The sequence below is a fragment of the Propioniciclava sp. LT432 genome, assembly GCF_059515965.1.
In genome coordinates this window covers 34,797-52,942 of record NZ_JCAKNE010000017.1, presented here as the reverse complement: position 1 = coordinate 52,942, position 18,146 = coordinate 34,797, and the positions used below count along the sequence as shown (strand labels likewise).

Annotated in this window: 13 protein-coding genes; 1 reads left to right on the top strand and 12 read right to left on the bottom strand. The window is 74.9% G+C overall.

Annotation, left to right across the window (positions count from 1 at the left end):
• Positions 1 to 7: 7 nt before the first annotated feature.
• The 12 genes from AC5YDV_RS10865 to AC5YDV_RS10810 all read right to left on the bottom strand — a co-directional run bounded on the left by AC5YDV_RS10865 (position 8) and on the right by AC5YDV_RS10810 (position 15,601).
• Positions 8 to 1,039 (bottom strand): serine/threonine-protein kinase, encoded by a 1,032-nt coding sequence (locus tag AC5YDV_RS10865; RefSeq protein ID WP_496182857.1) that lies wholly within the window; start codon positions 1,037 to 1,039, stop codon positions 8 to 10.
• Positions 1,036 to 3,903 (bottom strand): DUF6519 domain-containing protein, encoded by a 2,868-nt coding sequence (locus tag AC5YDV_RS10860; protein ID WP_496182858.1) that lies wholly within the window; start codon positions 3,901 to 3,903, stop codon positions 1,036 to 1,038. The genes AC5YDV_RS10865 and AC5YDV_RS10860 overlap by 4 nt, the downstream gene beginning before the upstream one ends.
• 15 nt (positions 3,904 to 3,918) lie before the next feature.
• Positions 3,919 to 6,021 carry a phage tail protein gene (locus tag AC5YDV_RS10855; protein ID WP_496182859.1) on the bottom strand — a complete coding sequence of 701 codons (2,103 nt, stop codon included), beginning with the start codon at positions 6,019 to 6,021 and terminating at the stop codon, positions 3,919 to 3,921.
• The gene (locus tag AC5YDV_RS10850) at positions 6,018 to 8,486 is read right to left on the bottom strand and encodes a baseplate J/gp47 family protein (RefSeq protein WP_496182860.1); all 2,469 of its coding nucleotides are present in this window, start codon (positions 8,484 to 8,486) and stop codon (positions 6,018 to 6,020) included. The genes AC5YDV_RS10855 and AC5YDV_RS10850 overlap by 4 nt, the downstream gene beginning before the upstream one ends.
• Positions 8,483 to 11,137, bottom strand: a complete 2,655-nt coding sequence (locus AC5YDV_RS10845) for a baseplate J/gp47 family protein (protein WP_496182861.1) — start codon at positions 11,135 to 11,137, stop codon at positions 8,483 to 8,485. Before AC5YDV_RS10845 ends, AC5YDV_RS10850 begins: the two co-directional genes overlap by 4 nt.
• Positions 11,134 to 11,502 (bottom strand): GPW/gp25 family protein, encoded by a 369-nt coding sequence (locus tag AC5YDV_RS10840; protein WP_496182862.1) that lies wholly within the window; start codon positions 11,500 to 11,502, stop codon positions 11,134 to 11,136. Before AC5YDV_RS10840 ends, AC5YDV_RS10845 begins: the two co-directional genes overlap by 4 nt.
• Positions 11,499 to 11,816: a hypothetical protein gene (locus AC5YDV_RS10835; protein WP_496182863.1), complete on the bottom strand. Its 318-nt coding sequence runs from the start codon at positions 11,814 to 11,816 to the stop codon at positions 11,499 to 11,501. Before AC5YDV_RS10835 ends, AC5YDV_RS10840 begins: the two co-directional genes overlap by 4 nt.
• Entirely contained in the window at positions 11,816 to 12,313 is a 498-nt protein-coding gene (locus tag AC5YDV_RS10830) for a phage baseplate assembly protein V (RefSeq protein ID WP_496182864.1), read from the bottom strand. Before AC5YDV_RS10830 ends, AC5YDV_RS10835 begins: the two co-directional genes overlap by 1 nt.
• Positions 12,310 to 13,446 carry a hypothetical protein gene (locus AC5YDV_RS10825; RefSeq protein ID WP_496182865.1) on the bottom strand — a complete coding sequence of 379 codons (1,137 nt, stop codon included), beginning with the start codon at positions 13,444 to 13,446 and terminating at the stop codon, positions 12,310 to 12,312. The genes AC5YDV_RS10830 and AC5YDV_RS10825 overlap by 4 nt, the downstream gene beginning before the upstream one ends.
• Position 13,447: 1 nt before the next feature.
• Entirely contained in the window at positions 13,448 to 13,741 is a 294-nt protein-coding gene (locus tag AC5YDV_RS10820) for a LysM peptidoglycan-binding domain-containing protein (protein WP_282004287.1), read from the bottom strand.
• 1 nt (position 13,742) lies between these two features.
• A complete protein-coding gene (locus tag AC5YDV_RS10815) occupies positions 13,743 to 14,369 on the bottom strand; it encodes a hypothetical protein (protein WP_496182866.1) in 627 nt (208 codons plus the stop codon).
• A gap of 200 nt (positions 14,370 to 14,569) precedes the next feature.
• Entirely contained in the window at positions 14,570 to 15,601 is a 1,032-nt protein-coding gene (locus AC5YDV_RS10810) for a LacI family DNA-binding transcriptional regulator (protein WP_496182867.1), read from the bottom strand.
• 434 nt (positions 15,602 to 16,035) lie between these two features.
• Between AC5YDV_RS10810 and AC5YDV_RS10805 the strand changes: the two genes are divergently transcribed.
• The gene (locus AC5YDV_RS10805; protein ID WP_496182868.1) at positions 16,036 to 18,135 is read left to right on the top strand and encodes a beta-galactosidase; all 2,100 of its coding nucleotides are present in this window, start codon (positions 16,036 to 16,038) and stop codon (positions 18,133 to 18,135) included.
• Positions 18,136 to 18,146: the final 11 nt, after the last annotated feature.

The following is an 18,146-nucleotide window of genomic DNA, read 5'->3' as shown; positions in this document are numbered from 1 at the left end:
GATCGTCCTAGGGCGCCGGAGCGCCCGGATATTGGTTGCTGGCACCCCGGGCCGTGATCGCGTCGGCACGGGCCTTGTACGAGGGAGCCCCATCGCCGTAGGCACGGTGCTCGGCCCGGGGGAGGTAGCTGGCGACCAGGCTCTCGATCACCTTGCCCGGGACGCGTTGCGTCTTCCTCGTGGCCTCCGCGGCGTCGGCAGCGGTCTGGGCCGCCAACCAGTTGCTCGCGAACTCGAACGCCGGCCGCCCGTACGTGGACGCCATCTCGTTGGCGTGGAAGCGCTCGTGACGGGCGGTGAGGTCGGACGCCCAGAAGCTGCTCCGCGGCGGACGACCGTTGTCGGACGACATGTTCGGCGTCAGGTCGGCAGCCACGGTGGCGTGGTTGGCGTGCGTGATCGCGGCAGCGGTCTCGCTGGGGATGTCGGTCCTGGTCAGCGATTGGGTGGACCACTCGACGTTGGTGACCACATCGGCCGTCACCACGAAGGCGCTCGCGGACGCGTCGGCCGTCACCGAGATCGCCCTGATCGAGGGTGTCGCCGTGGCCCGCCCGAATTCCGTCGCCCCGGGTGTCCCCGCCTGCTGGATGGGCGCCGCGTAGGTCATCGTCGGCGCGATGGCGTCCGACTCGACCAGGGACACGGGGCCCTCCACCTCCGTCTGGGGCACCTCCGGGGCCGCGCCCGGCTCGGCCCTGTCGCGCGAGGCAGCCGGGGCGGGCGCGCCTCCCCCACGGGACACGCCTCCCCCACCCGGCGCGGCCCGGTCGCCCGACACGGCCTCACGCCGGGCGATCCGCACCGACAACGCGAAGGACTGCCTGTCCTCGCCCCCGGACGCCGGCGCAGCGACCCTCGCTCCTGCCGTGGGCGGCAGGAGCGACACGACGCTGAGGTCGTGCCCCGACCTCCAGCCCCCGGCAGCCTGCCCCAGCCGGACGCCATCGCGCGGCCGGACCGGCGGCGCGACACCAGCCCGACGGACCTCACGGACGTCGTCTGGACGGGCTCCCCCGTCGTGCAGCCGTCGGTTCATTGCATGTCCCCCACCCCGAGGACGATGAGGGTCGAGGCATTCCCCGGCGTCCCGGGCGCGGGGCGCTGGCTGACGATGCGGCCGTGGGTCACGGCCGGCTCGATGACGAGCCGGGAGAACCCGCCGTTTCGCGCGGTGGCCATCGCCTCCTCGACCACCATGCCGACGAACTCCGGCACCCTGAGCCGCTCGAAGTCACCCGGACGCAGCCGGAACCACTGGGTGAAGGTCCCCCCGGCCACGAGGTCGTCGGTCGGCAGCTTGTACAGCAGGCGTCCTCCCTCGAACACCAGCTCGGCGTGCGTGTTGACGGCGTGCTCCGCCGCGGTCCGGACACCCCAGCCCTCCAGCACGACCCGGCCGGTGACGCCCTTGCGCTCCCAGACCTCCCCGACCGACCACAACCCGCCGCCCACCAGCCACTCCCTGACCGGGTCCTCGGGGAACCAGTGCAGCTCCGCTCCCTTCGCCACCACTCGGCCGTCGAGCGCGACCACGCGGGTCCCGATCCGTTGGACGCCCCAGGGATCCCCGTCGCCGGGCACCGGCCACGGCAGGTCCAGCTCGACCCGCAGCACCGGCTTGTCGGACATCTCGTCCGGCAGGTCCTCGTCCAGGCGGAAGGTCACCCCCTCCCGCAGTTCCTCGGGCCTGATGTCGTCGTCGTTGGGGAACGGCCGTCCGTCGGCGAACACGACGTCCACGACGTGCGCCCCCGGGGAGACCTGACCCCCGCCCTCCCCCTCGCGCTCCCACTGCGCCGACACGACGATCGGCGCGTGCGGGTCGTCGCCCGGCAACCGCAACTCCAGGGTGTCACTCGGACGGTTCTCGGGCTGCCACCAGAACAGCGCCGCGCCGTCGGGCCCGGTCTCGGCGTCCGCCACGTCGGGGTCGTTGGAGAGGTCGGCGGGCGGCTGCTCCCCCTCCACCACCGGACGCACGTGCGCTCCCCGCGTGGCCCGCGCATTCACCGGCACACCCTTGACGGGACCGCACGGGCTGTCAGCGATCACCCGGATCGGCTGCGGGAGCACGCGTCGCCGCCCCGGCAGCACCTCCTGTCCGTCGCCGCCCTGCAGGCGCAGCTCGACCCGGGTGGCGAGCCGATTCAGGGCGTCCTCGACCGTCGCCACGCCGGTGAACACCGCGCATCCGTCGCGCTCGAACGCCACCTGCGACGCCACCGACAGCCGGGCCGTCGCCCGAACCTCCACGTCGAGCCCGCCCCCGCGGTCATCCAGCCGCTGCGCCGCCAGCACCTGCGTGACGGGCCCCGCGGCGTCCAACAGCCAGCGCACGGACGCCACCCCGTCCGCGCCGGTCTCCACCTCGACCGCGCCCCCCGCACTCACCGGCGGGTCGGCCACGCCCAGGACGCCGGCGTCCGACGCCGTGAACCGCACCCGCGCGCCCACCACCGGCCGGACGCCGTTGCGCACCACCACGCGCAGCGGCTGATCGAGCCAGGCCCCCGGCAGGGACTCCTGGCCGTCGCCGCCCACGAGATCCAACTCGACGAGCCCCGTCAGCGGCGGGAACAACCGACGGCAGTCGGACGCCAGCGTCCACAGCCCGACGCCGTCCGCCCCCACCGAACGCTCCACGATGGCCAGGGCCGCGATCCGGCTCACCGGCCCCAGGGGTGCGACCGCCTCCGACGAGGAGCCCGGCGGCGGCCACTCGACGGTGCCGTTCGTGCCGGCCAGCCCGTACGCGAGCTGGACGGCCCGCGCGGGCACCTGCCAGTGGTCGCCCACCCGCGGGACGCCGCCGGTCGGAAAGCGCACGGTGATGCCGTCCTCGAGCTCGACCGCCCCCGTGCCGAGCTTCGTCGGGCCGCCCTCCCACCGCCGGACGATCGGCGCCGCGCCCAGTTCGGCCAGCGCCGCGGGCCCGCCGTCGAGCCATGCCACGTCCAGGTCCAGGCCGGTGCGCTCCACGACCGTCCCCAAGAACCCGGGAACCCGCTGCAACTGACGATCCGTGCTGGTCAGTTCCACCAGGGCGCCGACGGCGATGTCCAGTTCGGCGTCGCGGCCCTCGCGGTCGATGGTCAGCCGGGCGTCCGCCCCGACCACGGTCGTGGTGCCGAGGGCCAGCGCCGCGGCGACCACCGACCCGTTCTCGCGCGACCACACGAACCGCCCCGACCCGGCGCCGTCCACGTCGTGCACCTGCACCCGGTACAGCTGGTTCTCCAGCCCCTGGAAGCCGCCCGCGCTCACGATGCGGCACGGGTCGGACGCCGCGGGCGCCTGCTTCAGCCCGGCCACCATCGTGCGCGGCGTCCGGGCGAGCCAGCCCACGTCCAGGTCGGGGCACACCTCGTCGGTCAGTGGCGACCAGCGCACCTGCCACGTGGTCTGCCGGCGAACGCTCGTGTCGGGGCCGCCGAGCGCCGACTCCGCCAGCCGGGGCGCCTCGTCGGCGGTCACCTCGTGGTCGGTGACCTCCAGGTACAGCGCGAACCGGGGCGTGTCGCCGGCCGGCGGCTCGGGCGTCCCCCCGAAGGGCTGGTCGGCCAGCGGCCAGCCCACCGCCGACGGGTCGGGCGGGAACGACTCCGTCAGGACGCCGCCGACGTAGTATCGGCCGGGCGTGACCACGAGGTCGCCCCACGCCACGCCGCCCGGGACGGAGCCGTCCGCCGCGCGGATCGCGAACGGCCCGGACGCCGCGGGATCGGCCGGCAGCGGGCCGCCGACCCACCCGACGACGTCGAGGGTGCGGGTCTCGTCGTGGTGGGCCGCGATGTCGGCCTGCTCGTTGAAGTCCGCGTCCAGGACGACGCGCCCCTGCTGCAGGTGCACCGCCCGGTAGCCGTTGCGCTCGGTGAACGTGGTGCGCGAGAAGTCACCCATGGTCGGTCCTTTCGTTCATCTCGGTCGCCGGGAGGCCCGGGCGTGCAGGTCGATGCCGACGGGCAGGTGCGCGGCGACGAGCCGGCGGGCCGCCGCGAGCAGTTCCGGACGCCGCAGGTGGGCGTCCACGCCCACCTCGTTGCCGGACTCGGACGCCGTCTCCAGGGCGGGCGAGGCGAGCACGAGGAAGTCGGGGTCGCCGGGGTCGACCGACCCGTACGACGGATGCCCCACCGCCGGCTGGAACTGCCGCGGCACCCGGGAGCCGGCGCCGACATGGCTGTACCGCAGGCAGCCGACCTGGCGGTGCGCCACGACGACGGTGCCGTCGAGCAGGGCGTCGGTGCCCTCGAGCGTGCGGCAGGCGACGTCGCCCCGGACCGTCGACCCTGTCACGGCCAGGTGCGCCCCGCGGGCGGTGACGGTGGCGCCGGTGGGAGCCAGTCCACCCACCTCCGGGCTCACCGCCGACTCGACCACCTCCACCGCCGGGACCGTGTCGGCGAGCTCGAGGCGTCCGACCAGGGAGCGCAGCACGCGCACGGTCAGGCCGTTGGCGCCGGCCTCACCCGCGTCCAGCACCCGCACCGATCCGGTGACCGTGCACTGCGACACGGTGACGACGGTCATCCCGTCGGCGTGGACCACGAGGTCCCCGATGACCACCACCCCGTCCAGCACCACCGCGGCACCGTCGCGCCCGGTGACGGTCACGTCCCCGCGCAGCACCGGGCGCATCCCGTCGGGGGCGTACACCCCGGGCACCGCGGGGGCCATCGCCCCGCCGGCCAACCGTCGGGGCGTCCACGTCGCGGCGACCAGCACGAGGCGCGTGGCGTCCGGGACCTCCACCGCGACCGGGTGGCGCCACGTGCCCGGGTCGGCGATCGACACGACGGTCGTACCGCCCGCGGTCGGCTCGGCGCCGCCGGTCCCGGCCCACTCCCCCGCCACGTCCGCCAGCGCGTCCGCCAGGGAATCCCCGGCGCCGAGGTCGACCGGGTGCTGGGCCACGACCCCGTCGAGCCGCGGCACGTAGCCGTCGGACGCCAGCGCCTCCTCGTGCACGTCGCCCCGGTCGTAGCCGCCGGCGCCCACCGCGCGCCCGCCGACGCAGTGCGAGACCAGGACTGCGCCCGGCGCCGCGGCATCCCCGGGCACGACCAACACGCCGTCGCGGTACAGCCGCACGTGCCCCTCGACCGCGTCCACCAGGGCGTGCCACCCGGACGCCGGGTCCGGCAGGTCCTCCAGCCGGCACACGAGCAGGCGGTCGGGCGTGATCGGCACCACGTCGGAACCCGCCCCGTCGCCCGGCACCAGCGTGACCCGCACGGGCAGCGCGTCCGCCGCGACCAGCCCGGCCCGCGCCAGCCGCAACGACTCCAGCAACCGGCGCGGGCGCAGCGGCACGGGCAGGTCCTCCTCGGCCGCGAGGTGCTCCATCGCGTCCTCCACGCGCGGCACCGCGAACAGCGGCGTCCGGACGCCGAGGGGGTGCACCCACCACGCCTCGGCCCCCGGCGTGGCGACGGGCGTGGCCTCGGCGTCGACGAGTTCCTGGACGACCGTCTCGAACGCGTGCACCCACACGGAGCTGATGCCGTACCGGCCGCGGCCGCCCGCGGCGCGCCGCACCTCGGGTGTGTGCATCAGCGGGTCCAGGGCGCCGTTCGCCACGCGCGGGGAGCTCAGCTCGTCGACCCGCCGCACGTCGGCGGTGCCGGGCCGGTCGAGCCGCACGTGGTTGAGGTGCGCGGTCGCGGCCAGCAGCCGCAGGTGCTCCACCGCCCGGGCGGGGCGGCCGACGACGTCGCGGGCCACCTGCTCGGCGACGGCCACGGTCCCCTTGCGGCGCCGGTGGTCGAGCGTGTTGGCCACGACCGCGCGGCGTCCGGGCCCCTCGGGCAGGTCGTCGACGCCCAGCAGGTCGGCGAGGTAGGGCAGCGCCCACGGGGACGCGGTCTCCACGAACCAGTCGTCGTAGAGGGCGCGGAGGTCGGCGTCCAGCACGGACGCCTCGGCGGCGACCGCCTCCAGGAGCGCCCGGAGCGTGCCGGTGTCGCGCGCCCGGATGTGCCGCGGGAGCAGGGCGAACAGGTCGTCGGCGGTCGTCATGGCAGGTCTCCGATCACGACGGCGGCCGGGTCGAGGGCCAGCACCTCCGCGGCCACCAGCACCCCACCCTCGCAGCGGGCACCCCGGGCGACGAGCAGCGCCGCGCCCTCCGCGCCCAGCCGCGGCATCGTGCAGTAGCGCACCCCGGGCACCCCGCGCACGCTGAGCAGCACGGACGCCGCGGTCACCGCCTTGCCCAGGCCGCGCACGGCCACCCCGACGTCGCGCTCCAGCGCCGCACGGACGCCGGCGTGCACGTCCGCCGCCTCGAAGTCGGGGTCGACGTTGACCTCCACCTGGGCGCCGAAGCCCACCAGCCCGCCGGCCAGCACCCGGAACGGCAGCCGCGGATCCCGCAGCGCGTCGATCGTCCCGGCCAAGTCGTCGAGCAGGGACGCCGACGGCTCTCCCCCGCCGACCGCGCGGACACTGACCACGACGACCGACCTGCGCCCGTCCCAGACCTCCTCGGCGCTGACCTGCCCCACGCCGGCGTAGCCCCGCGCCACGTCGGCGAAGTCCGACGCCGAGACGGCCCGGTCGAGCGTGCGCACCCGCTGCGGGGCGTTCACCCGCGCCTCCTCGAGCGCCTCCGGTGGCGCCCAGTCGACGGTCGCGGACGGGTTGGTCACGCCGCGGACGCCGTGCGGCTTGCGGACCAGCAGCGCGAGCTGCCCGGCGTCCAGCGCCCCCTCGGCGCCGAGCCCCGTCCGGTACACCGCGACGATGTTCTCCTCGCCCGTCGGTGGGATCGCCCCGTGCACGCCGTCGCCGAACACGACCGACGTCGGCTGGTGGGGCTGGCCCTCGCGCGGCCCCTCCGCGCGGATGAGCCGGAACACCCGGTCATGCGGCCCGCTGTCGGCGAACCCGTCCACCTCGGCCCAGCGGACGCCGTCCACCCGGACCTCGAGCACGGGCGCCGCGCCCGAAGAGGTCTGGGCGCGCAGGTGCGTGAGCGGCTGGCGCAGGAGCGCGAAGGTGCGGAACGGCGTCCGCCCGTCGCCGCTGCCCAGCACCTGCCCCACCGTCTCGCCGTGGGTCGCCTCGACGACGTTCCCCCTGACCACGAGGGTTTCGGGGCGATACGACCACGTGACGGCGTCCGCGAGCGTGAGCGTGACCGCGTCGCCGGCGTCCGCGCAGTGCAGCACGGTGGCCACCTCGACGCGGGCGATGCCGTCGGCGTCCGTGCCCTGCAGCACGACCGTCTGCCCCGGCGCCAGCAGCGGTTCGAAGCGCACGAGCGCCAGGGTCGGACCGGGCACCAGGGGCGGTGCCGGACGCCGCGCCGCCGGCAGCCCGACGCCCACGCCGTGGACGAGCGCGGCGGGGCGGTCGAACTGGCCCAGGCCCGACTTCGTGTGGAGGGTGAGCCGGGTGATCTTGCCGGAGACACCCCACCTGCTGGCGCCGGACGCCTCCACCGCCTCCACGACGTAGGCCTCGGCGGCGCCCTCCTGCTCGAGGACGACCCACGACCCGACCGTGATGGACGACCGGTCGCCGTCCACCTCGATCTCGGTGGGCGCCTCCTCGTCGGGCAGCTCGTAGCCGGTCCAGACCAGGTGGGCGGGGGTCCGGTCGTTCGCGTCGACGAGCTCGCTGCCCGGCGGGTGCTTCGCCTCCCCGCCCGCCCACAGGAGGTTGGGGTCGGGAGCGGTGGCCCCGAAGAGCTGGGCGCGCTCGGTGAGGTGCCAGACGCGCTGGTCCTGCTTGGCGGCGAGGGGCCGTTCCCCTGGGGCCGGGACGAGGGTCAGCAGCGTCCAGCCCGGGTGGCCCGGCGGGTCGACCGTGGCCGCCGCGACCCGGCGTAGGGCGAACGTGTCGGCGTCCCGCTCGAGGTCGCCCGGGCGCAGCCTCTGGACGAGGTGCTCGTCGCCGACCACGAGGAGGGCGTCCCCCCGGCGGAGCCCGGGGAACCGGCCCGCCAGCCACACCTCGTCGTCGCGGGCCTCGACCACCTGCGGCTCGGACGCCACCGCGGGGATCGCGTTCCACACGGCGTGCGAGGTGAACGCGGCGGAGGTCTCGAAGACCTGCGGCACCTCGTCGGGCCCGGGCACCGACTGCACGGGGGTGCCCGCGGCGACGTGCGCCGTGAGCGGCGCCCCGGGGGCGTCCTCGACGGTGAGGACCAGCTCGGTGCGCGCGGCCACGCCCGGCCGCAGCTCGTGGCCCAGCGTGCGGGCCAGCTCACGCACGGAGCGACGCTCGGTCGCGGTGCGCAGGTAGCCCTCGTTCGCGAGCCGCTCGGAGTAGAAGCTGACGACGTCGGCGACCACGGCGAAGGCGTCCAGCAGCGCGATGGCGGGCTCGGCGTCCGACTGCGTGGCCAGCCCGCGGATCGCCGGGGCGTTGCCGGGCTCGGCCAGCACGGCGCGCTGCGCGGCCAGCGACTGCGGGTGGGTGCGGGCGCGGCGGCTCAGCGCGGGCTGCCCGGGTGGGACCTGGTACTCGGTCATGACCCGCCTCCCAGCACGACGTCGACGCGGCCGAACTCGGGCAGGTTGGGGTCGCTGTCGCAGCGGATCACCGCGCGCGGGCCGACCACCAGCTGCCCGGCGGCGATGTTGGCCGCGGAGTCGGTGCCGCCCAGCCGGTCGAGCGTGGTGACCTCCAGCCATGCGATGCCGGGCACGGTCATGGCCGTGCCCACGACGTCCGAGAGGCGCAGCGGCTGCCCGAAGCTGAGGTTGTCGGGGTGGAACAGTCCGCGCCGCCCGTCGGGCAGCACGCCCGCCGACAGGAGGTCGCGGACCTGCCCGGCGACCCGGCTCGCGAGGTGCCCCGGGAGCACGCAGCCGTCGAGCCGGACGTGCACAGGCACCCACAGCGGACGCCGCACCTCGACGTCGGTGGCGGCCATCCGGCGGGACTCGAGGCCGGCCAGCACGGCGTCCGGCACGCCGGGGTCGCCGGCGCGGGCCTCGACCACGTCGACGAGCACCTCCACCGCGTGCCAGGAGCCCGTCCACCGGCGACGGGCGACGGCCCGCTGGACGCCGTCGACGCCCTCGGCGACGATCCGGTGGTCGTCGGTGGTGACCGCGCGCTCCTGCCGGCGGAACCACTGCGGGGCCAACTGCTGCACGGTCCGGACCGGCTCCGGGTCCTGCCCGCCCTGCGCGGACAAGGGGTTCCACGCCTGGACGCCGGCCGCGAACGCGATGGACCCGTCGGCCCGCAGCAGCGGCTCGGTGAGCACACCGGGCGCGACGTTGCCGGATGCCCCGGAGCCCAGCCGGTAGCTGGCCGAGAACAGCGTGCCGACCGCCGGACGCCGCCCGTTCACGCCGTCGCCGAACCGCAGCCAGGCGACCCCGCCGCCGTCGGCCTCGACCACGACGTGCGGGTCGAGTCCGGAGCTGGCGATGAGGTCACGGCGCACGGTCCAGGTGCGGCGCCCGTCGTCCAGCGCGACGGCGGCGCGGGCGTCCGCCGGGGTCGTGGCGAGGGTGCGCCGGGCGCTGGACCCCCCGGCCGTGGGCCCGGCGAGCGGGTCGACGGCGTCCACGAAGGCGACGCCCGGCCGGGAGAGGCGCGGCCGGAAGGGGGCGCGCGGGGCGCGGTCGAAGGAACCGCCGTCGTCTACCTGCGGGAGCGGTTCGTCGAGGACGGTGGCGCCGGCGTCCGCGAGGACGACGTTGGCCAGGGCCACGGCGCGGGCGATGGGCCGTCCGTCGGGCCCGGGCTCGGAGACGACGAGCGGGCTGGCGAGGGCGTCCTCGGTGCCCCAGCGGATCTCGAGCACGGTGGTGCCGGGGGCCCAGGCGTCCGGCACGATGACGGGTTCGCGGGCGAGTCGGACCGCGTGCCGGTGGCCCGGGTCGCCGTTGGCCGCGTCGGCCCACCTGGACGCCCCTCCCGGCGGCAGTTCGACGAGGAGGAGGACGTCCCCGGCGCGCAGCTGCAGGTCGTCGCCTTCGGGCACCGCGAGGAACGCCGCGGTGGTTCCGGCCGGCAGCGCATGGCCTCGGTCGGCCCAGGTGTGCAGCGGGACCAGGTTGCGCGCGGGCAACAGGTCGATGGTGCGCGTCGTCTCGAAGACGGTGGCGCCGGCGTCCACGGCCTCGACCGGCGTGCGGCGCTGGCCGGGCGGGGTTGGCGCCGCACCGCCGTCGCTCACGGCGCTGCCCGCGTCGAGGGTGGTGGCCGCCTCGGTGTGGAGGGCCAACCATGTGCGGGCCGAGCAGCCGTCGCCCATCGGGTACCCCAGCAGCCGGGCGTGGCGGCGCACCGAGGTGCGCAGGCGGGCGGTGGTGAGGTAGGCCTCGACGGCCGCGGCATCCTGCCGGTAGGCCAACTCGTCGCCGAGGTGGGCGAACAGCTCGAGGAGCGTGACGCCGATGTCGGCGGCGTTGGCGTCCGTCCAGCCGGGGACGAGCGCGGCGAACCGGTCGAGGAGTCTGCGGCGAAGGGCGGGCCAGTCGCGGGCGAGGTAGTCGAGGACGGGTTGGGGGCCCGCGGCGCTGGCGGCCGGCGAGGGCCGCTGGCAGTCCAGGGGCGCATCGCACTCGACGGCGAAGCTGAACCGGTCCTGGGCCAGGGGCGGGTCGAGGTCGTCGGGCAGCGACTCGCGGTCGGCGGCCAGCACGCGGAACACGTAGCCGGAGAGGTCTCCCCAGGTGGTGGTGCGCGCGACGAGGACGCGGTCGCGTTGCTGCTCGGCGACGACGGCCTGCACCAGGATGCGGTCGGCGGGGGTGACGCCCGGCGGCAGCGGCGGCACCGGCCCGCCCGGCGGGCCGGTGATGGCCAGCGCGGGCACCGACCAAGCGATGCCGACCGGGTTGAGCGCCGGGTCGGCCCGGACGCCGCCCACCACCTCGACGCGGGTGGCGTCCCACTCAGGGGGAACAGGTCCGCGCAGGAGGTGCACCAGCAGCGTCCGCCACCGTGGGGGCCGGACGCGGCCGAGTACGGCCATGGTGAGCGCCATCGGCACCACCTCGACGAAGTCGATGCCGGTCGGCTCGGGGGGTCCCGAACCGGCGACGAACGCGCGCCGGTCGTCCCGGTCGACGGCGGCGAGCAGGGCAGCGGGCACGTCGGCGACGCGGGCGCGGCGGTCAGGCAGGCTCTGGTCGGGGGTGCTCCGGTGTGTCGGGCTCATGGCGCGTCTCCCGCCACGCGGACGACCCGGGTCTCGCCGGCGGGCAGGTTCAACGGCTGGTAGCGCACGGCGACGTGGACCGTGGTGTCCTCGACGCTCACCTCGACCGCCTCGACGCGGGCCAGCTCGCCCAACTCGGCCTGTAGCGCGCCCATGACGAGGGCGTTCGTGGTGTCGGCGAAGCCGGCGCCCAGCGGTTCGAAGACGAGGTCGTGCAGTCCCGCGCCGAAGGTGGGCCGGTTCACGCGCTCGCCCGGGCGGGTGAACAGCACCTGTTCGAAGAGGCCGGCGAGCCACCGCTCGTGGTCGGCGACCGCGACACGCCCGCGGGCGTCCAGCCGCAGGGGGAAGCCGAGGTGGGTCATGTCGCCATCACCCGCACCTGGAAGGCGACCCGCATCAGCGGCACGCCCGTGGGCGCGCAGGTGGCCGAGCCGGACGACAGCACGAGTGGCTGCCCCATGCTCGTGACGCGGAGGCTGCTGGTGGCCCACGTCGCGGTCACGCACGGGCCGCCCGCGTTCGGCGGGAGCGGGCAGCCGGCGACCGTCCACGGCGGCGGGGCCAGGACGGCCGGCGCGCCGCCGAGGAGCACCCGGGACGCCGGCGCGGTCGCCTTCGCCTGGCCGCCGTGCGAGCACAGCACCGTGGAGTTCATCGCGAGCAGCGGGCTGGCCATCACAGCACCTCCAGGGCCCCGTCGTTGATCTTGACGGTCACGCCGTTGAGCACGACCTTCGACGCGCCCACGCTCAGCTCCAGGCCGGACGTGGTTGCCGCGATCTTGATGGGCATCACCACGGCCGGCGGGTTGACCTCGATGGTGAGGCCGCCCGCACCGGGCAGGTCGTCGAGCTTGAGGGTGATGCAGTCGGTCTTCCACACCTTGGTGGTCGGCAGCCCGGTCGGGTCGGGGGCCTCGGTGGCGCCCCAGAAGCCACCCAGCACGATCGGGTGGTCGGGGTCGCCAGCCTCGAACGCCACCCAGACGTTCGCCCCGACCGGGGGCACCGTGAACAGGCCGACACCGTTTCCGGCGAACGGTGCGCACGGCATGGCCCAGTTCAGGGTCCCCTCGCCCAGGACCGCGGGCACCTTCACCTGCACCCGGCCCAGCATCAACGGGTCGATGTTGGTGACGACCTCGCCCGCGTACACCCCGTACAGCCGCTTCATGGCAGCACCGCCGGCACCGTGGAGCCGTACCCGTCCCGGGCGAGGGTGAACGCCTGCGTCCACGACCCGCGCGTCCAGGTGTGCTCGACGCTGCGGACGTACCACAGCCCGTCGTGCGCCCACCCGGCGCCGCGCAGCCCGACCAGCCCGCGCGGGCGCAACACGCCCTCGTACCGCGCCCCATCCAGCGTGCCGGTCGCCGTCACCGCGTCCGCCGCCCGGTCGACCTCGGCCTGGGCGCGCATCAGCGTGCCGACGACCGAGCTGCCCGACTCCGTGGTGAGCCGCACCCGGGTGTCGCCGGCGCGCAGAACGGCCAGCGGCAGCGCCGAGAGCGGGAGCCGGAGCGGCGGCGTGGTCCGGATGGGCAGCTCGACCCCCGTGGTGCGGTCGCGGTCACGTCCGCGCACCTCGACGGGCCCGTGGGCGTCCAGCGTGAACTGCACGTCGCCGACGACGTTGGTCGACGGCAGTTGTCCGATCGTGATCGCCCGCTGGGGGACGCCGACGCGCACCTGCGGCCCCCAGTACATGCTGCTCATGCCCGGGGTGGGGCCCGGGATGGCGTACGTCACGTAGCCGTGTCGCTGGGCGAGCTCCTGCAGGTGGGCGAGGTCGGTGGCGCGCTGCTGGGGCACGCGAATGATGGGCAGCGGCGGGTCCATGTCGAGCGGCGGGACGGCCATCGGGACGATCCCGCGGGCGGCGTAGGGCGCCAGCAGCAGGAGCACCTGCGGGTAGTCGTCCATGGGCAGTTCGCGGGTGACCTCCTCGCGGTCGAGCAGCCAGGAGGCGTCCTCACCGGTGATGGTGACCCGGGACGCCCCCGACCCGGTCGCCGGGCTGTGCTCGATGCGGGTGACGAACCCGTCGACCAGCACCTGCGGGATGCCGTTCACGCTGACCACCACACTGACCCGCGACCCCGACAGCAGCGGCGGGAACTCGAACAACGGCACGTCCAGCAGGTCGGCCGGACCGGAGCGCCCGGCGTCGAAGGTGAGCGTGAAGGCCGAGCGGGCGTCGTCGGTCTCACGGACCGCCACGCCGAGCAGCCGTGCCGCGATGGGCTGCGGCAACGGGAGCGGGACGGTGGGGCCGGCCAGCACGGCGAGGTGGGTGCCGAGGTCCATGTCAGAGCTCCGGTGTCGGGATGACGACGACGTCGCCGGGCGTCGCGGTCAGCTCGGCGGGGTCGAGGACGCGGTTGGCGTCCGCGATCCGCCACCACACGGTGGGGTCACCGAGGTGGCGGGACGCCAGCAGGTCCGGCCGGTCGCCGGCCACCACGCGGTGCAGCGCGAGCGGGGGCAGGGTGGGTTCCCTGGGTGCCGGACGGCGGCGCAGGTAGCGCACGGTGCGCAGCCCGCCGTCGCCGTCGGGGACCTGGGTCTCGGTGATCTCGACGCCGTCGTACCGGCCGGCCATGTCAGGCGTCCTCGGTGAGGGCTGCGACCGGAGCCAGCAGCGAGACGCCCTCCTTGAGGGCCTGGTGGACGAGGTACATGGCGTGGCCCGGATCGGTGATCGGCAGGTCGGAGTACGTGAGCACCGTGGCGCCCAGCGCGACCGTGGCGCGGATCGGGGCCAGGTCGGGCCCGAACGCCTGCTCGGTGACGGTGAGGCTCTTGATCGAGACCGGCACGACCATCCGCGGGCCGAGGGTGAGCACCACGAGGGGACCCGTCGGCGGCAGGATCTCGATCGCGCCCGCGGCCTGCAGCACGGTGTTGGCGATGACCCTCGTGGTCGCCGGGTACAGCAGCAGTTCGAGGGCCGAGAGCCGCGCCAACACGCCGACCGAAGCGAGCGCGCGTCCGTCGCCGACGTTGTCCGCGGCGTCCAGGTCGAGGGTGAGCTTCACCGTCTCGACCCCCGCGCCCCACAGCCGGCGCACGTCGGAGCCCGCTCCGCCCGAGGGCGGCGCGTGCGGAACGATCTCGCGGACCACCTCGTCCGGGTTGTACTGGAACGGGACGACCCGGGGCGGCGGGTTGGTCGGGTCGATCGCCACGATCGCCCCCCTGGAGGTGCGGGCGCTCAGCGGGCTGGCCATGCCGCAAGCGTCGCCGCTGCGCGTCACCGGGGCGTCACCCGTGGGTTCCGCCGAGGGCTCGGGTTGGGTGCGCCGAGGGCTCGGGTCCGCTGCGCCGAGGGCTCGGGTCCGCTGCGCCGAGGGCTCGGGTCCGGTCCGCCGAGGGCTCGGGTCCGCTGCGCCGAGGGCTCGGGTCCGGTCCGCCGAGGGCTCAGATTGCGTTACCTGGCCGTGGCGGGTGCCCCGCTGGACGCCCTCACCACGAGGGTGCTGGTGGGCCCGGTGGTGTCGTCAGGGCGGCGTCCGCTGGCCTCGTGGGCGAGCAGGGCGGCCACCGTGCGGCGTCCGAGGTGGGCGAAGTCGACCTCGACGGTGGTCAGCGGCGGCCAGAAGTACGCGGCGTCCGGGATGCCGTCGTAGCCGGTGACGCTGACGTCCTCCGGGACGCGGATGCCCCGCTCGTGGAGCCAGTGGAGCGCGCCGAGGGCGAGCTGATCGCTGGCGGCGACGACGGCCGTCGGCTTGTCGCCGACCGGGAAGGACCGCATGGCCTGGGCTCCCCAGGGGGCGCCCCACTCGCCGGTGGTCTCGCCGCAGTTCACCAGGCCGCGGCGGCGGATGACCTCGCGGTACGCCGCGCGACGGTTGCGCGCCGGGAGCCAGGTGAGGGGCCCGCCGACGTAGAAGAACCGCTCGTGGCCGAGGTCCGCCAAGTGGTTGACGACTTGGGCGAACGGGTGGTGAGCCGTGTCGTCCTGGCCCTCCTCGAGGGCGGGTTCGGCCTCGACGAACCACGGGGCGCGCAGGCGTTCGAGGCGCAGTCGCTCGAGCATGGGGTCGGACGGGGACAGGACAACCACGCCGGCCAGGGATGTCCGGTTCATGAGGTTGACGGCCTGGTCGATGGAGGCGTCGTCGCTGGAGTCCACCCGGACGATGTCGAGGACGTAGCCGGCCTTGCGGGCAGCCTCGGCGGCGCCGCTCAGGACCCGCTGGGGCGCCCAGTCGTCGACCTCGAAGATGAACGCCCCGATCCGACGTGCGCGGTTGGTGGCCAGCGCCCGGGCGGTGTCATTGACCTGGAAGTCGAGCTCCTTCATGGCCTGCTCCACGCGCTCGCGGTTGCCCGCGCGCAGGGACTCACCCTTCAGGTACCTCGACACCGTCTGGTGGCTCACCCCCGCATGGGCTGCCACGGTGTAGATGGTGGGCGCCTTGCCGCTCCGCTCGGCGGGAGGGTGCTGCTGCGGCATGGTGGCGTCCTTCACTGGGGGGGGGGACGGGGTCCCTTGCCCAAACGTTACCGCTCACAGGCGCCTTGGTCACCCCTTTCCCCGCCGAGGGCTCGGGTTGGGCGCCGAGGGCTCAGGTTCGGGCTGGCGAGGGCTCGGTCCTCGGACCGAATCCCGGTCGGTGTGGACAAACGTGCTCGGCGCGTCATGCCGCCATCGACTCCGAACGCAGTTGGCGCTTCGCAGGCCTTCGCCCAGGGGAATGGGAGCCCTCGGCGTGCGGAACCCGAGCCCTCGGCGTGCGGAACCCGAGCCCTCGGCGTGCGGAACCCGAGCCCTCGGCGTACGGAACCCGAGCCCTCGGCGCTCAGAAGACTCAATCGGCCGAAACTCTTCACACGCGGAACTGTTACCGGTAACGTTTGGTCCATCGCATCCCTCATCGTGGAGACCAGATGACACCGTCACCGCTGACCAGCCTCAGGTTCGGCGCCGCGTACTACCCCGAGTACCAGGCCGACCTGCGGCTCGAGCGCGACCTCGACCTGATGGCCGAGGCGCGCTTCACGGTGATCCGCGTCGGCGAGTCCACGTGGTCGACCTGGGAGCCCCGCGACGGCGAATTCGACCTCGACTGGCTCCAGCCCGTCCTCGATGGCGCCCACGCCCGGGGCATCGGCGTCATCCTCGGCACCCCGACCTACGCGTGCCCGCCCTGGCTGCAGACCAAGCACCCCGAGATCGCCGGCGAGATCGCCACCGGCCGTCCGCTCGGGTGGGGCTCGCGCCAGGAGATCGATTTCACCCACCCGACCTTCCGCCACTACGCCGAACGCATCATCCGCACCGTGGTCGGGCGCTACGCCGACCACCCGGCGGTCATCGGCTTCCAGGTGGACAATGAGCCCGGCGCCCTCCTCCTCCACAATGAGGGCACGTTCGCCGCCTTCGTCGACCACCTCCGCGCCACCTACGCCGACGTCGACACCCTCAACCGCGAGTGGGGCCTCGTCTATTGGTCGCACAGCCTCTCCGCGTGGGAGGAGCTGTGGCGCCCCGATGGGAACCTCCAGCCGCAGTACGACCTGGCCTGGCGCCGCTTCCAGTGCGGCCTCGTCGCCGACTACATCGCTTGGCAGGCGGACATCGTCCGCCAGTACGCGGCCCCCCACCAGTTCGTCACCACCTGCATCGCCTTCGACCGCCCGGCCATGGACGAGCACCGCACCGCCCGAGCCCTCGACGTCACCGCCACCAACGCCTACTACGGCATGCAGGACCACCTCGACCGCGCGCTTGAACTCCCCGCCCCCGACCACTGGGTCCGCACGGGCGTCGCGGGCCTTCTCGAGCTGGCCGACCGGTCCTGGGCGATCCGCCAAGAGCGCTTCCTCGTCACCGAGACCAGCGTCTCCTCGATCCACCTCAGCTGGCAGAACCAGCCGCCCTACCCCGGCCAGCTGACCCAGGCCGCCCTCGCCCTCGTGGCGCGCGGCGCGGCGATGGTCGAGTACTGGCACTGGCACTCGCTGCCGTGGGGAACCGAGACCTACTGGGGCGGCGTCCTGCCCCACAGCCAAGAACCCGGCCGCATCTACACAGAAGTCGCCGAGATCGGCAACCTCTTCGCCGCCCTCGGCACCTCCTTCGACGGTTACCAACCGGACGCCGACGTCACCATCCTGTGGAGCACCGACTCCAAGCTCGCCTTCGAGGGCCACCCTCCCCTCGCGAACGCCGACGGCTCCCCGCGCGCCACCGCCTACGCCGACATCGTCCGCGCGTTCCAGCAGGGCGCCGTGGACGCCGGCGTCCAGGTCCGCTACCTGCCCGCTGAGCAGGCCGCCGAGCACAGCCCCCAAGCGCTGGCGCGAACCCACCCCGTCCTCATCGCCCCCGCGTTCTACACCGCCACGGACGCCGACCTCGACCTCCTGCACGACTACGCCGCCGCCGGTGGACACCTGGTGCTCGGCATCCGGACCGGCTACGGCGACCACGAGGCCCGCGCCCGTTTGGCCGTCGCCCCCGACCGCCTCCACGAGGCGGCCGGCGTCCGGTACGAGGAGTTCTCCAACCTCACCACCCCGATCCCGGTCGACGGCCCCCTCCCCACCACCAACGAAGCCGCCGCCACCCACTGGGCCGACGGCCTCCAGGTGATGGACGCCGAGGTGCTGGCCACGTACCGCCACCACCGCTTCGGCACGTTCCCCGCGGTCACCACCCGCCCCCACGGGCGGGGCCGCATCACGTACGTCGGCACCGTGCCCAACCGGGCGCTCGCGGCCGACATCCTCCGCCACGTCGTGCCCGACCCCGTCGGCGCGGTGTGGCGACCGGACCCCAGCACCACGGTGCTCTCCGGGGTCGCCCGTGGGTGCAGGACCTGGTTCCTGCACAACTGGAGCGCCGCGCCCGCCCGGGCGACGGTGCCGCATGACGTCGTCGACGCCGTCGACGGCGCCCCTGTCCACGCCGGGCACGCGGTTGTGCTCGACGCGTGGGGTTGCCGCGTCTTCACCGACGCCGCCGCCGCCCGCCACCAACCTTGAGAAGGAACATC